The 13,267-nt window shown below is 66.5% G+C and carries 13 protein-coding genes; 7 read left to right on the top strand and 6 right to left on the bottom strand.

Annotated features, from left to right (window positions below):
- Positions 1-112: 112 nt before the first annotated feature.
- On the top strand, positions 113-307 hold the full coding sequence (locus G5A46_RS11595; RefSeq protein WP_163849541.1) for a hypothetical protein: 195 nt from the start codon (positions 113-115) through the stop codon (positions 305-307).
- Between the two features lie 262 nt (positions 308-569).
- Here the strand turns inward: G5A46_RS11595 and G5A46_RS11590 are convergent, their stop codons facing one another.
- The 6 genes from G5A46_RS11590 to G5A46_RS11565 are packed head-to-tail and all read right to left on the bottom strand — an operon-like array spanning position 570 to position 5,862.
- Positions 570-1,499, bottom strand: coding sequence for an isoaspartyl peptidase/L-asparaginase family protein (locus G5A46_RS11590; RefSeq protein ID WP_163849540.1), 930 nt, complete (start codon positions 1,497-1,499; stop codon positions 570-572).
- On the bottom strand, positions 1,496-2,404 hold the full coding sequence (locus tag G5A46_RS11585) for a polysaccharide deacetylase family protein (protein ID WP_163849998.1): 909 nt from the start codon (positions 2,402-2,404) through the stop codon (positions 1,496-1,498). The genes G5A46_RS11590 and G5A46_RS11585 overlap by 4 nt, the downstream gene beginning before the upstream one ends.
- Positions 2,404-3,156 (bottom strand): SDR family NAD(P)-dependent oxidoreductase, encoded by a 753-nt coding sequence (locus tag G5A46_RS11580; protein WP_163849539.1) that lies wholly within the window; start codon positions 3,154-3,156, stop codon positions 2,404-2,406. Before G5A46_RS11580 ends, G5A46_RS11585 begins: the two co-directional genes overlap by 1 nt.
- On the bottom strand, positions 3,147-4,199 hold the full coding sequence (locus G5A46_RS11575) for a ketopantoate reductase family protein (protein ID WP_163849538.1): 1,053 nt from the start codon (positions 4,197-4,199) through the stop codon (positions 3,147-3,149). The genes G5A46_RS11580 and G5A46_RS11575 overlap by 10 nt, the downstream gene beginning before the upstream one ends.
- The gene (locus tag G5A46_RS11570; RefSeq protein WP_163849537.1) at positions 4,196-4,897 is read right to left on the bottom strand and encodes a creatininase family protein; all 702 of its coding nucleotides are present in this window, start codon (positions 4,895-4,897) and stop codon (positions 4,196-4,198) included. The genes G5A46_RS11575 and G5A46_RS11570 overlap by 4 nt, the downstream gene beginning before the upstream one ends.
- A complete protein-coding gene (locus G5A46_RS11565) occupies positions 4,894-5,862 on the bottom strand; it encodes a GntR family transcriptional regulator (protein ID WP_239520780.1) in 969 nt (322 codons plus the stop codon). Before G5A46_RS11565 ends, G5A46_RS11570 begins: the two co-directional genes overlap by 4 nt.
- A gap of 201 nt (positions 5,863-6,063) precedes the next feature.
- Between G5A46_RS11565 and G5A46_RS11560 the strand changes: the two genes are divergently transcribed.
- The 6 genes from G5A46_RS11560 (at position 6,064) to G5A46_RS11535 (ending at position 13,181) form a co-directional block, all read left to right on the top strand.
- Positions 6,064-7,635, top strand: a complete 1,572-nt coding sequence (locus tag G5A46_RS11560; protein WP_163849535.1) for an ABC transporter substrate-binding protein — start codon at positions 6,064-6,066, stop codon at positions 7,633-7,635.
- A gap of 96 nt (positions 7,636-7,731) precedes the next feature.
- Positions 7,732-8,706 carry an ABC transporter permease gene (locus G5A46_RS11555; RefSeq protein WP_163849534.1) on the top strand — a complete coding sequence of 325 codons (975 nt, stop codon included), beginning with the start codon at positions 7,732-7,734 and terminating at the stop codon, positions 8,704-8,706.
- Positions 8,706-9,656 (top strand): ABC transporter permease, encoded by a 951-nt coding sequence (locus G5A46_RS11550; protein ID WP_163849533.1) that lies wholly within the window; start codon positions 8,706-8,708, stop codon positions 9,654-9,656. The genes G5A46_RS11555 and G5A46_RS11550 overlap by 1 nt, the downstream gene beginning before the upstream one ends.
- Positions 9,653-10,618, top strand: a complete 966-nt coding sequence (locus tag G5A46_RS11545) for an ABC transporter ATP-binding protein (protein ID WP_163849532.1) — start codon at positions 9,653-9,655, stop codon at positions 10,616-10,618. Before G5A46_RS11550 ends, G5A46_RS11545 begins: the two co-directional genes overlap by 4 nt.
- Positions 10,615-11,691, top strand: coding sequence for an ABC transporter ATP-binding protein (locus G5A46_RS11540; protein ID WP_163849531.1), 1,077 nt, complete (start codon positions 10,615-10,617; stop codon positions 11,689-11,691). Before G5A46_RS11545 ends, G5A46_RS11540 begins: the two co-directional genes overlap by 4 nt.
- Entirely contained in the window at positions 11,688-13,181 is a 1,494-nt protein-coding gene (locus G5A46_RS11535; protein WP_163849530.1) for a carboxypeptidase M32, read from the top strand. The genes G5A46_RS11540 and G5A46_RS11535 overlap by 4 nt, the downstream gene beginning before the upstream one ends.
- The last annotated feature ends 86 nt before the right edge of the window (positions 13,182-13,267 follow it).

The following is a 13,267-nucleotide window of genomic DNA, read 5'->3' as shown; positions in this document are numbered from 1 at the left end:
CTCTCCCCTTGTCCGTGCGCAATGCGATGACCGGTCTGCGATAAAGATCCCGACGGCGCAGACAGCGCCGGACGGCACCCTGAACGCCCGACCAGAGCAAGAGGATTTCGACATGACCCGCAGCTTCCGCACCCGCGAATTCACCGCCACCCCGCGCAACGACCTGATCCTGGACGGCTACATCACCGCGGACGGCGAAGTCTTCGTCGATACCTCCGCACCCGCAGAAGGCACCATGATGGTGGTCGCGCAGCAGGCGGCCTTGGCGGCACTGATCAGCGGCCCGGCCTTCGCCCGTCTGTCCTGATCGGCCTGACGGCCCTGTCACAGGGAATGCATCGCAGGCCAATCGTCGCAAGCCAGTCGTCGCAGGCCAAACGTCACGGCCAAACCGTCACCAGATGCCCCGCGACAGCGGCCCTTGCCATAATGGCCCCCGGCAGCTGCACGGCAACCAGCGCGCCCGCCGGTCTGTTCCGAAACTGCGCCGGGGTGTTTGCCGCGCCCAGGCTGATAAAAGGGGGGCAGCGCGCCGACGTCGCCGCATCGCAGGCCCCCCGGCCCCGCCCTCAGTCGCGGTAGATCGCCGTCACCGGGTCCGAACCTTCGCGGACATGGGCACGGTACATGCCCTCGCAATTGAACGGCAGCACCAGCGTGCCGTCGCCATCCACCGCAATCACCCCGCCCGAGCCGTCATGCGCACCCAGGTCGCGCATCACGACGTGATCGGCCGCCTCTGCCAGGCTTTGCCCCGCATGGCGCATCCGCGCGGCGATTTCCGCCCCGGCGGTGTACTTGATGAACACCTCGCCATGGCCCGTACCGGAGACCGCGCAGGTCGCATTGTCGGCAAAGGTGCCCGCGCCGGGCATCGGCGTATCGCCCACCCGGCCCGGCAGTTTCGCCGTCATCCCCCCGGTGGATGTCGCGGCGGCCAGGTTGCCGTCGCGGTCGCGCGCCACCGCGCCGACAGTGCCGTGCCGGCGGGCGGGATCGTCGCTTTCCTCGCCACGGGCGCGCATCTCCAGCGTCTGCTGCAAGGCGTCCCAGCGGGATTGGGTGAAGAAGTAGTCGGGATCGCAGAAATCCAGCCCGGCCGCCCGCGCGATTTCCAATGCGTTGGGACCGATCAGACAGACATGCGAGGTCGTCTCCATCACGGCACGCGCGGCGCGGATCGGGTTTTTCGGCCCGAAGATCCCCGCCACGGCGCCGGTGGCGCGGTCCCGGCCGTCCATGATGCAGGCGTCCATCTCCTGCTGTCCTTCGGTGGTGAAGACCGCGCCGCGCCCGGCGTTGAACAGCGGTTCGTCCTCCAGCTGGCAGACCGCCGCTGTCACCGCATCCATGGCCGTGCCGCCCTGACGCAGCACCGCCTCGCCCGCCTCCAGCGCGCGGGCCAGACCGGCATGGTATTCGGCCTCCTGTGCGTCGGTCATCTTCGACTTCAGAATGGTGCCGGCGCCGCCGTGGATGGCAAGGGAATAGGTGGTCATGTGCGTCCTTTCAGCCCGGCCTGTTCGGCGCAGTAGCGGGCGATCTCTGCATGGGTGGCGATCCAGCAATCGCCGGTGGAGCGGATGTGATCCAGCAATTCGTCCAGGATGAAGATGCGGGACCGGTAGCCCGTGATATGCGGATGCATCGTCAGCAGGAAAAGCCCGCCCTCGTTCCGGGCACCATCGAATTCACGGCGGAAAATGTCCAGCACATCGGTCGGCGCCGTATAGGGCCGCTGCGCGCCAAAGCGGTTCATCATGAAATAGACCGCATCGTCGCGGATCCATTCCACCGGCAATTCCACGATGCCCGTTTCCTCGCCCGCATCCAGAATCTCGTAGGGATCGTCGTCGGCGAACAGCGAGCTGTCGTATTCCAGCCCCAGCTCTCGCGCGATCTTCAGCGTGGCGGGCGAATAATCCCAGGACGGGGTACGCATCCCCACAGGGCGCTGGCCGGTGATGTTTTCCAGCACATCGGCGGCGCGCAGCATCAGCTCCCGCTCCGCCTGGGGCGGGACGTCGGTGTTGCGCTCGTGGATCCAGCCGTGCAGGGCGATCTCGTGGCCCTGCTCCGCCAGGCTGCGCTGTTCCTCGGGATGCAACAGGGCGGCAACGGCGGGGACAAAGAAACTGGCCTTGACCCCATGGCGGTCCAGCACGCGACGGATACGCGGGATGCCACGCCGGGCGCCGTATTCCCCCCAGCTGAGCCGCCCGATGGAGGCGCCGCCGTCGCGCAGTTCATTCGTCTCGTGATCGCTGTCAAAGCTCAGCGCCACGGCACAGCGCGCACCTCCCGGCCAGCGGTCAGGCAGCAGATTGCGCCCGGCGCGCACCTGGCCCACCAGCCCGCGCCACGTCTTTTCATCCCATTCATGCGGCTTGCCCGTCACATCCATCACGCATGCCCCCCGTCCACGGACAGGATCTGCCCGCTGATCCATTCCGCCTGGTCGGAGGCCAGAAAGGCCACCGCATCGGCGATATCGTCGGCCCGCCCGAGCCGGCGCATATGAATGCCGTTCAGGACAGATTGCTGTTTCGCGGCCCCGAACGCCTGCCATTGCCGTTCGGTGGAGGGGTTCGACAGCACGAAGCCCGGCGCCACGGAATTCACCGTGATCCCCGCCGGTCCCAGTTCCAGCGCCAGTTGCCGGGTCAGTCCGACCAGCGCGTGCTTGGCCGCCGCGTAGGCTTGTATCCCGGTCAGCGAAGGCCGCAGCCCCGCGCCGGAGGAGATGGTGACAATCCGCCCCGCCCCCCGGTCGCGCATCCCCGGCGCCACCGCCTGTGCGCACCACATGGCGGCATCGACATTGGCCTGGAAGATCGCCTGCCAACCGGCTTCGTCGATTTCCTCCAACGGGCGGCCCGTCTGGCCGCGGACCCCGCCGGCCGATGTGACCAGGATGTCGGCCCGGCCATGGGTCGCGATGACATCGGCGATGGCGGCCTGCGCGCCGTCGCGGCTGCCCAGGTCGGCGGGGTGCAGGGTCATGCCCTCCGCACCCAGCGGCTCCATCCCGGCCGCGTCGATATCCACCGCTGCCACCTGCGCGCCCGAGGCGGCAAGCCGCCGTGCGATGGCCGCGCCGATGCCTTGGGCCGCACCAGTGACAATTGCGGTTTTTCCGTCGAAATTCAGCTGCATATCGGCAAAAGCTCATGCACCACATCAACCGACTGCGGGCGTCGGCCTTCTTCGATGTCGTGGATCAGATCGACCATCCGCGCCAGCGCCCGCACATCCAGCCCGCGCGCCTGTCCCAGCGTGACCATCACGCCGATCTGGGCGTCCACCTCGGTCCGGCGCTTGCGCACCGCAAGGTCACGCCAGATGCCGGAATGGGTTTTCGCGGTCTTGCGGTTATGGGCAATCATCCTGTCCATGGCGCGGGTGATCCCGGCCATGTCGCCGGTACGAAAGGCCACCGGATCGAAGCCGTTGAACCCCAGCGGCGCGACCCCTTCGGCATCGGCCAGCCGCATGACCTCCTGCCCCAGCTTGACATAGGCCGGACGATGGTCTGGCCGCTCCATCGCGTCGGACATGCTGTCAGGGGTCAGGGCGGTGCAGAACAGCAGCGCGCCATAGCCCATCTTGCCCCAGAGGTAGCCCCAGATATTGTCCGTCAGCGCCGCATCCGGTTCCACGATGGAAAACAGCGCATGGATGTGACGGGCGCGGTCGGTGATCTGGCCGTCCAGCTCTCCGATGGCGACGGCGGCGCGGTTGCCGTAGAGAATCCGCCCCGGCTCCAGCCAGTCGGCGCCGAAATTGACAAAGCAGCCCAACGTGCGGTCGGCGCCGATACGATCCGCGATCACCCGTTCGTTCAACCCGTTCTGCGCAGAGACGACGAACCCGTCCGGCGCCAGATGCGGCATCAGCATCTCCAGCGCCTCGGGCGTGTGATGCGCCTTCACCGCCAGAATGATGCAATCGTAGGTGCCGGTCACTTCCTCGGGGGTGAATGACGGCAGAACCTCTGTCATCTCGTCCACCGGACCCTCGATCCGCAGGCCGGTGGTGCGCATCGCGGCGACGTGATCGGCCACGATATCCACCATATGCACCACGTGGCCCGCACGCTGGAACGCCGCGCCCAGAATGCCGCCGATGGCCCCGGCGCCCCAGATCAGGATGGGGCTGTCCGCCGTGCCCGGCGCTGCGGCTGCGTTGGCCGCCGTCATGCCCAATCGCCTTCCAGCTGGGCGCGGGTCTCCTCGACCGCGACGGACCACAGCCGATCGGTATCGGCGTCGGGCCGCTGGTAATGGCCGCCGTAATTGCCGTCCCCGATCAGGGCGCGCACCCCGGCGGCGTTGCGGTCGCGCAGCTTGTCGAAGGGGACAAAGGGCTTCTTTTCCTGCGGCAGCTCCCGGCCCGGCAGACGCGTCCAGGGAAAGTTCTCCATCCAGCTGGCATGAGAGGCGACCGGGTCGATCTCCTGCACGCAGGCCCATGTCTTCGGCGCGCGCCACCAATCGTGGAACCGGCAGCGGGCACCGGCATTGGACTCCATCCATTCCATCGTGACGGGCTGCACCGGACTGTTCCCGCCATGGCCGTTGACGATCAGCACGCGGCGGAACCCGGTTGCATAGAGGCTGTCCAGAATATCGCGCAGCAGCGCCGCATAGGTCGCCAACTTCAGTGAGACGGAACCGGGAAAGCCCATGAAATATGGGGTCAACCCATAGGCCACCGCCGGAAACACCGGCACGCCCAGCGGTTCGGCTGCATCCGATGCGACCTTCTCCGACAGGATCGAATCCACTGAAAGGCTGAGGTAGGCATGCTGTTCGGTACTGCCCAGCGGCAGAACACAGCGGTCATCCGTTTTCAGGTAGTCTTCGACCTCGAACCAGTTGCTGTCGGTGATCCTCACGTTGCGGGTTCCTTTTGCTTGTCGATCAACAGCCGCGCGGCCTCAACCGCGGGCAGCAATTCGCGCCGCACCGAATCGGTGTCGGGCGTATGACGGTATTCAAAGGCGGACTGGTCGGCGCGCAGCCCGTCGCGCAGGTATTCCGCGCCGGTGGCATAGATCAGCACATCCGCGCCCGAGACGTTCAGATCGCTGTCCGCCTCTCCCCGCACGACCATGGTCAGATCGGGCACATGGGGCGCAAACCGTCGGATACCGGCCTTCATGATGGTGACGAAACCGGGGAAATAGGAATAGCCCGCGACCTTGGCCTCCGGCGGGATGGAGGCAAGGGCGACACGCGTCGCCTCGTTCGGGATCAGGGTCAGGCCGACCTGCGGCGTATCCGGGAAATATTCGCGCGCGGCCTGCAACAGGGTCCGGGGCGCCACGATCAGATCGTGATCCTGCGGCCCGATGGCGTCGATCTCGCCCATGGTGGCGGCGGTCACGGTGTCCCCGTCGGGCAGGTGCGGGCGGATCGCGTCGGCATAAGCCTCTGTCGCGTCATCGAAATTGCCCAGCATCAGAATGCGCACCCGGCGCCGGCGCCGGGCCGGGGCGGCGGTCAGACGCATGGCCAGCTCCGCCGGCGCCAGCCCGCATTCGCGACCCAGATCAACCAGTTCGGCGATGCGCTGTTCCAGCTCCCGCATCTTGGCGGCGGGCGGGATCGGCGCAGCGGAGTTCACAAAGGTCCCCGACCCGACGCGACCCACGATATGCCCGGCCTCCTGAAGGATCGCGTAGACATTGCTGACCGTCACCGGCGAGATCGCCAGCCGCCCCGCCATCGCCCGCACCGAAGGCAGCCGCGCCCCGGCGGGAAGCTCCCCTGAGGCGATGCCGAATTCAAGTGCGCCGCGCAGCTGCACCGACAAGGATACCGAAGATCCCCGATCAATCGCCTGGGCGATTCGGTCCATGGCCCGCTCTAACTCTGCCTGTTCTCTACTCATATCGTTACAATGTAGGAAAACACTTGAGCTGCCAAGTGTAATTTTTTTTGTCGAATAATTGGAATGCCGCATATTTTGTATCGCCAAACTGTCACAAATTTCTTGACCGCTTCAAAAAACACCTCGTACTGTTTCAGGACAATGTAACACACAGGGGAGTTCTTGTTCATGTCTCGCACCACGTTGAAGACGGCCGTTGCCGCCATCGCCCTGCTGGCCGCCGCGCCGCAGGTCTTTGCTGAGGATCTGGTCATCGGCCTGCGCGCCGGTCCCGATTCCATGGATCCGCATTGGTCCACCCTGGGCAGTCAGGCCGACGCCCTGCGCCATGTCTACGACACGCTGATCGACGTGGATGACAAGTTGCAGCTGCAACCCGGACTGGCCGTCTCCTGGGAAGCCATCGACGACACCACCTGGGATTTCAAACTGCGCGAAGGGGTGAAATTCCACGACGGCACCGACTTCACCGCCGAAGACGCCAAGTTCTCCATCGAGCGGATCCCCGAAGTGACCGGCCCGATGTCGATGACCCTGTACACCAAATACGTGGACAGCGTCGAAGTGGTGGACGATTACACCCTACGCGTGCACACCAAGGGTATCGCCCCCGCCCTGCCCAACGACTTCACCCGCCTGTTCGTGGTGCCCTCCGAAACCGGCATGGAAGCCGGGAACGAGGAATTCAACTCGGGCGACAAGGCCATCGGCACCGGGCCCTACAAGCTGGTGTCCTGGCAACCCAAGGGCGACATGGAGCTGACCCGCTTTGACGGCTATTGGGGCGACGCGCCGGTCTGGGAAAACGTCACCCGCCGCGAGATCCCCGATGACGCGGCCCGCGTGGCGGCCCTGCGCTCGGGAGAGGTGGACCTGATCAACTATGTCCCCGCCTCCGACTACCTGGCGATCAAGGGCGACAGCGACATGGAGACCTTTGTCTCCGATTCCGTCTATATCCTGAACGTCCAGCCCTCTGTCGTCGACGAAGAACCGCAGCCGATCACCATTGATGGCGAGCCGGTGGACGGCAACCCGCTTCAGGATCTGCGCGTCCGCAAGGCGCTGGACCTGGCGATCAACCGCGACGTGCTGGTCAATATCGTCCTCGAAGGGCTGGGCACCCCGGCCAACCAGCTGATGCCCGAAGGGTTCTTCGGCTATTCCACAGAGCTGCCGACCCGCGAATACGACATCGCGCAGGCCAAGGAATTGCTGGCCGACGCAGGCTATCCCGACGGGTTCGAAATCGACTTCACCTGCACCAACAACCGCGTGCCCGGCGATGCCGTGGTCTGCGAGGCGCTGGCGCAGATGTGGTCCCGGCTGGGGCTGACGGTGAACGCCCAGGCGCTGAACGGCACGGTCTTCTTCCCCGCCGCCGCGCGCAAGGAATACACCATGGCCATGTCCGCCTGGGGCACCCTGACGGGGGAGGCCGCCTATACCTACGGTGCGCTGGTGCACACCCCGGACGAGGAAAAGGGCTTTGGCAACTTCAACCGCACGATGTATTCCAACCCGGAATTCGACGAGGTCTTCAACAAGGGCGCCCAGACCCTCGGCCCCGATGCGCGCAAGAAACTGTACGAAGAAGCGTCCTTCATCGCGATGGAAGACCGCGCGCTGATCCCCACGGTGATCCTGCAAACCGTTTGGGCGGCGGAGGCCGGCACGCTGGAGTTCACCCCGCGTGTCGACCAGGAAACCCGCGCCTACGCGATCACTCCGGCGGAGTGACCCGTCCCGGTGCGTGCCCTTCGGGGCGCGCACCACCCCCCGCCCCGGCAGGTGTCGCCGCCATGCGTCCCGCCGCAGCACAAGAACGAGGATTCCATGTTCGGATATCTTGTCAGACGGCTGATCCAGGCCGTCGCCGTCGTTTTCGCCATGTCGATCATCGTCTTCGTCGGCGTCTATGCCATCGGCAACCCGATCGACGTGCTGATCGACCCCGGTGCGACCCAGGAAATCCGCGCCAAGCTGATCGCCCAATACGGGCTGGATCAACCGCTTTGGCGCCAATATTTCACCTTCCTGACCAATGTGGCACAGGGCGATCTTGGCACCTCCATGGTGTATAACATTCCCGTGGTGGATCTGGTTTTCTCCCGCCTGCCCGCGACGCTGGAACTGGTCTTTGTCTCCGTCTGCATCGCCACCTTCGTCGGCATTCCCGCCGGTCTCTACGCAGGCTACCGCCCCGACAGCGCGGCGGCGCGGGCGATCATGGCGCTGTCGGTGCTGGGCTTTTCGGTGCCGACCTTCTGGATCGGGATGCTGCTGATCATGCTGTTCGCCGTGAACCTGGGCTGGTTGCCCTCCGGCGGGCGCGGCGATGTGGCCTCCTTCCTCGGGATCGAAAGTTCGCTGTTCTCCGCCGATGGCTGGAGCCATGTGATCATGCCCGCCCTGAACCTGTCGCTGTTCAAGATGGGGCTTCTGATCCGGCTGACCCGCGCCGGAATGGTGGAGGCGATGCAGACCGATTACGTGAAATTCGCCCGAGCCCAGGGCCTGCCCGACGGGCAGATCATCCGCCAGCACGTGCTGCGCAACATCTCCATTCCCATCGTCACCGTCTTCGGGCTGGAGCTCGGCTCCACCCTGGCCTTCGCGGTGGTGACCGAAAGCGTGTTCACCTGGCCCGGCGTGGGCAAGCTGATCATCGATTCCATCCTGCAACTCGACCGGCCCGTCATGGTTACCTACCTGATTCTGGTGGTTGTGCTCTTCGTGCTGATCAACCTGACGGTCGATCTGATCTATGCCCGGCTTGACCCCCGGGTTCGTCTGAAAGGGGGCGCCTGATGACCGGGACGGCACCGACCACCGAACCGCAGGACGGCATCACGCTGGCCCTGCCCTCCGCCCCGCCCGTTGACACCCGCGCGCAGCGGCTGCGCAACTTCTGGTCCGATTACCGCCGCTCCCCGGTGGCCGTCGCCTCGCTGATCGTGATCGGGCTGCTGCTGTTCGTCTCCTTCGGCGCCGCGCTGGTGTCGCCGCAGGATCCCTATGACATGGCGGCGCTGGACTGGCTGGACGCCTTCCTGCGGCCCGGCACCGAAGGGTCAGGCGGCTATGTCCACTGGCTGGGCACCGACAATGCCGGGCGCGACATGCTGTCGGCGATTTTCTACGGGCTGCGCACCAGTTTCATCATCGGCCTGTCGGCCGGGGCCTGCGCGCTGATGGTGGGCATCTGCGTCGGCCTGACGGCTGCCTATTTCGGCGGCCGGGTAGAAGCGCTGCTGATGCGGATCGTGGATCTGCAACTGTCGATGCCCGCCATCCTGCTGGCGCTGGTGCTGGTGGCGATGCTGGGTCAGGGGGTCAGCCAGATCATCCTGGCGCTGGTGGTGGCGCAATATGCCTATTTCGCCCGTACCACCCATGGCGCCGCCACCGTCGAACGCGGCAAGGATTATATCGAGGCGGCGCGCTCTACCCCCCTGCCGACGCGCCGGGTGCTGTTCCGCCACCTGCTGCCCAACGTGATGCCGCCGCTGATCGTCGTGGCCACCGTGCAGGTCGCCAGTGCCATCGCGCTGGAGGCGACGCTGTCTTTTCTGGGCGTGGGCCTGCCACTGACCGAACCGTCGCTGGGATCGCTGATCTCAAACGGGTTCAAATACATCCATTCGGATCGCTACTGGCTGTCCATCTATCCGGGGATTTTCCTGATGATCACTGTCGTTGCCATCAATCTGGTAGGCGATCAGGTCCGCCACGTTCTGGACCCGAGGCACGCCCGATGAGCGTCGCGCTGGACGTCCGGGGCCTGACCACCCGGTTCGAAACCCGTGGCGGCATGGTAACGGCGGTGAACGATGTGTCCTTCTCCGTTGAGGCGGGGCGCATCATGGGCCTTGTGGGCGAAAGCGGATCGGGCAAAAGCGTCACCGGCTTTTCCATCCTGGGCCTGATCGAGGAACCGGGCCGCGTCACCGGAGGGCAGGTGCTGGTGGATGGCACCGACCTCCGCACCCTGCCCGCCGAGGCGATGCGCCGGATGCGCGGATCGCGGGTGGCCATGGTGTTCCAGGATCCGATGATGACCCTGAACCCGGTGCTGCGCGTCGGCGACCAGATGGCCATGGCCGTGCGTGTGCACGAGAAGATGAGCAAGGCCGCCGCCTGGGACCGCGCCCGTCAGGCGCTGGAAACGGTGGGCATCCCCGCCCCGGCGGAACGGCTGCGCGCCTATCCGCATCAGCTGTCCGGCGGCATGCGCCAGCGCGTGGCCATCGCCACCGCCCTGTTGCACCGCCCGGCGGTGATCATCGCGGATGAGCCGACGACGGCGCTGGACGTGTCCATCCAGGGCCAGATCCTGGCCGAGGTGCGGCGCCTGGCCGACGAGACCGGCACCGCCATCGTCTGGGTCAGTCACGATCTGGCCGTCGTGTCCTCCCTCGCCGATGACATCAGCGTCATGTATGCCGGGCGCATCGTCGAAAGCGGCCCGGCGGAGGCGATCATCGCCGCGCCCCGCCATCCCTATACCAAGGGGCTGATCGACAGCGTGCCCAGCCTGCATGAACCGGGCGGGAAACTGCCGCAGATCCCCGGATCGACGCCGCAGCTGTCGAACCTGCCCTCGGGCTGCCCCTTCCGTCCCCGCTGCCCCCGCGCGACCGAGGTCTGCGCCACCCCGCCGCCGCGCGTCAGCCGGGGAGACAGCGACCTTCTGTGCCATCACCCGCTGGAGGCCTCATGACCGCCACCCCTTCCAAGACCGCAGCCCCCGCCGATGCGCAGTCCCCGCTGCTGCGGATCGACAATGTCTCCAAACGGTTCAGCCGGGCGCCTGGCCTGCTGACCCGTGCGCTGGACCGGATCACCGGGCGGGACAGCCAGGTCACGGTGCATGCGCTGACCGATGTCAGCCTGACCGTCCCCCGGCGGGAGGTGCTGGGCGTGGTCGGTGAATCCGGCTGCGGCAAGTCCACCCTGGGGCGCATCGTCTCGGGGATCTATGCCCCCACGGCGGGCAGCGTCACCCTGGACGGCAAGCCGGTGGCGCGTGGCCCGGACGGCAATGTCGAAAAGCTGACGACCCGCGTGCAGATGATCCATCAGGATCCCTTTGCCAGTCTGAACCCCCGCATGAAGGTGGGCGAGACGATCGCCGAAGGCCCGCGCCTGCACCATATCACCCCCGCAGGCGAGGCGCAGGCCCGTGTATCCGCCTTGCTGGAACAGGTCGGTCTGGAAGGCGCCTATGCCAACCGGCTGCCGCACCAGTTCTCCGGCGGGCAACGCCAGCGGATCGCCATCGCCCGTGCGCTTGCCATGGAACCGGAACTGCTGGTCCTGGATGAGGCTGTCGCCTCTCTCGACGTGTCCATTCAGGCGCAGGTTCTGAACCTTTTCATGGACTTGCGGCGCGATCTTGATCTGACGGCATTGTTCATCTCGCATGATCTGTCGGTGGTGCGCCATGTCTGCGACCGGGTGGCGATCATGTATCTGGGCCGGGTCGTGGAACTGGCCGATGCCGCAGCGCTCTATCAGGAACCGTTGCACCCCTATACCCGCGCGCTTTTTGCCTCCGTCCCGACGCTGGGCACGGGCCGGGCCAGTTTCCACCCGATCAAGGGGGAAATCCCCTCGCCCATCAATCCGCCCGGCGGCTGCGCCTTTCACCCGCGCTGTCCCTTTGCCGGGCCGCGCTGCAAGGTGGAGGTGCCGGTGCTGAAGGCCCCCGGCGCGACGGCGCGCACGGTGGCCTGCCATCTGCATGACGGCGGCACAGGCAGCGATGCTGCCACGACGGAGGTGGCGGCATGAGCGATCTGGACACCCGCGTCGCGCGGCTGAACGACGTGCTTTGCGCGGTGAATGCGCTGCAATGGGATGCACGGGTGATGATGCCCGCCGGCGGGGCCGAGACGCGCGGCCACCAGATTGCCACGTTGAAAGGGCTGGCGCGGGAGATGATCCTGGATCCCGCCATGGCCGAGGCGGCGCAGGTGGCCCTGGCGGAGGCCCCCGACGACCGCGCCCGCCGCGCGGCGCAATCGGTGCTGGAGGCGCGCAACCACCATGCCCGCATTCCCGCCGACCTGCTGCGCCGCCAGGCGGAGAAATCGGCCATCGCCGGTGCGGCCTGGGCCGCGGCGCGCGCCAGCGCCGATTTCGCCCTGTTCCGCCCGCATCTGGAGGAAACGATCGATCTGGCCCGCCAGGTCGCGGATGCCTTGGGCCATGACGGCCACCCCTATGATCCGATGGTCGAGATCTTCGAACCCGGCGAGACCGCCGCCAGCCTGGGCACGCTGTTCGATCAGCTGCGCGCCGGGATGAAACCGATCCTGGATGCCGCCCTGGGCCGCCCTGCCTCGCGCAAGGATTTCCTGTACCGCGATTACGATCCGGCGCTGCAACAGGTCTTCTGCCGCGACACCGCGCAGGCGCTTGGCTATGACATGACGCGCGGGCGGCTGGACACGGCGGTCCATCCGTTCGAGATCAGCTTTACCCGGCAGGACGTGCGCATCACCTCCCGCTGGGCGCCCAATTACCTGCCGATGTCGATCTTCGGCACGATCCACGAGGTGGGTCATGCGCTCTACGAGATGGGTGCCGACCCGACCCTGACCCGCGGGGCACATGCAACGGACATGGTGGGGCTCTATGCCGTGGCGGGCAGCAGTTTCGGAATGCACGAAAGCCAGTCGCGCCTGCTGGAAAACCACGTCGGCCGCACCCCGGCCTTCTGGGCGCATCACTTCGGGCGGCTGCGGGATACCTTCCCCGAACAGCTGCGCGACGTGAGCGAGGCGGAATTCGTCGCCGCCGTCAACCGGGTGGAGCCGGGGCTGATCCGTGTGGAGGCGGACGAGCTGACCTATGATTTCCACATCATGCTGCGGGTGCGGATCGAAATGGCGCTGATGGATGGCAGCCTGTCGGTCGCCGATGTGCCCGAGGCCTGGAACGCCGCCATGCGCGACGATCTGGGGCTGGAGGTGCCGGACGACGGGCTGGGCTGCCTGCAGGATGTGCATTGGTCCTCGGGCTATATCGGATCCTTCCCGACCTACACGATCGGCAATATCACCGCCGCGCAGATCATGGCCCATCTGGACGCCGGCCAGCCCGGCATCCGCCGCGCGCTGGAAGGCGGGGACACCGCCCCCCTGCGCGGGGCTTTGGGCGATCTGGTCTGGCAACATGGCCGCAGCCGCAGCCGCGCCGAGGTGCTGGAGGGGATCGGCGCCCGCGCCAGCGATCCGTCGGCCTATCTGGCCTATCTGGGGCAGAAATTCGGCGCCTGAGCGCGCTGACATCATGCCGGCTTGCCCGATCCCGGGCCGGTATGAAACGGACCGCCGGGGCCCCCACCCCGGCGGTCCGATCCGTT

The organism is Pseudooceanicola aestuarii (genome assembly GCF_010614805.1).
Classification (GTDB): domain Bacteria; phylum Pseudomonadota; class Alphaproteobacteria; order Rhodobacterales; family Rhodobacteraceae; genus Pseudooceanicola; species Pseudooceanicola aestuarii.
The sequence above is the reverse complement of the archived record's forward strand: the minus strand, read 5'-3'. Positions and strand labels throughout refer to the sequence as shown.

Coding starts and splice junctions, on each gene's coding strand:
- G5A46_RS11595 (WP_163849541.1), top strand. CDS start 113: ATGACCCGCAGCTTCCGCACCCGCGAATTCACCGCCACCCCGCGCAAC.
- G5A46_RS11590 (WP_163849540.1), bottom strand. CDS start 1,499: ATGACCACCTATTCCCTTGCCATCCACGGCGGCGCCGGCACCATTCTG.
- G5A46_RS11585 (WP_163849998.1), bottom strand. CDS start 2,404: ATGGATGTGACGGGCAAGCCGCATGAATGGGATGAAAAGACGTGGCGC.
- G5A46_RS11580 (WP_163849539.1), bottom strand. CDS start 3,156: ATGCAGCTGAATTTCGACGGAAAAACCGCAATTGTCACTGGTGCGGCC.
- G5A46_RS11575 (WP_163849538.1), bottom strand. CDS start 4,199: ATGACGGCGGCCAACGCAGCCGCAGCGCCGGGCACGGCGGACAGCCCC.
- G5A46_RS11565 (WP_239520780.1), bottom strand. CDS start 5,862: ATGGACCGAATCGCCCAGGCGATTGATCGGGGATCTTCGGTATCCTTG.
- G5A46_RS11560 (WP_163849535.1), top strand. CDS start 6,064: ATGTCTCGCACCACGTTGAAGACGGCCGTTGCCGCCATCGCCCTGCTG.
- G5A46_RS11555 (WP_163849534.1), top strand. CDS start 7,732: ATGTTCGGATATCTTGTCAGACGGCTGATCCAGGCCGTCGCCGTCGTT.
- G5A46_RS11550 (WP_163849533.1), top strand. CDS start 8,706: ATGACCGGGACGGCACCGACCACCGAACCGCAGGACGGCATCACGCTG.
- G5A46_RS11545 (WP_163849532.1), top strand. CDS start 9,653: ATGAGCGTCGCGCTGGACGTCCGGGGCCTGACCACCCGGTTCGAAACC.
- G5A46_RS11540 (WP_163849531.1), top strand. CDS start 10,615: ATGACCGCCACCCCTTCCAAGACCGCAGCCCCCGCCGATGCGCAGTCC.
- G5A46_RS11535 (WP_163849530.1), top strand. CDS start 11,688: ATGAGCGATCTGGACACCCGCGTCGCGCGGCTGAACGACGTGCTTTGC.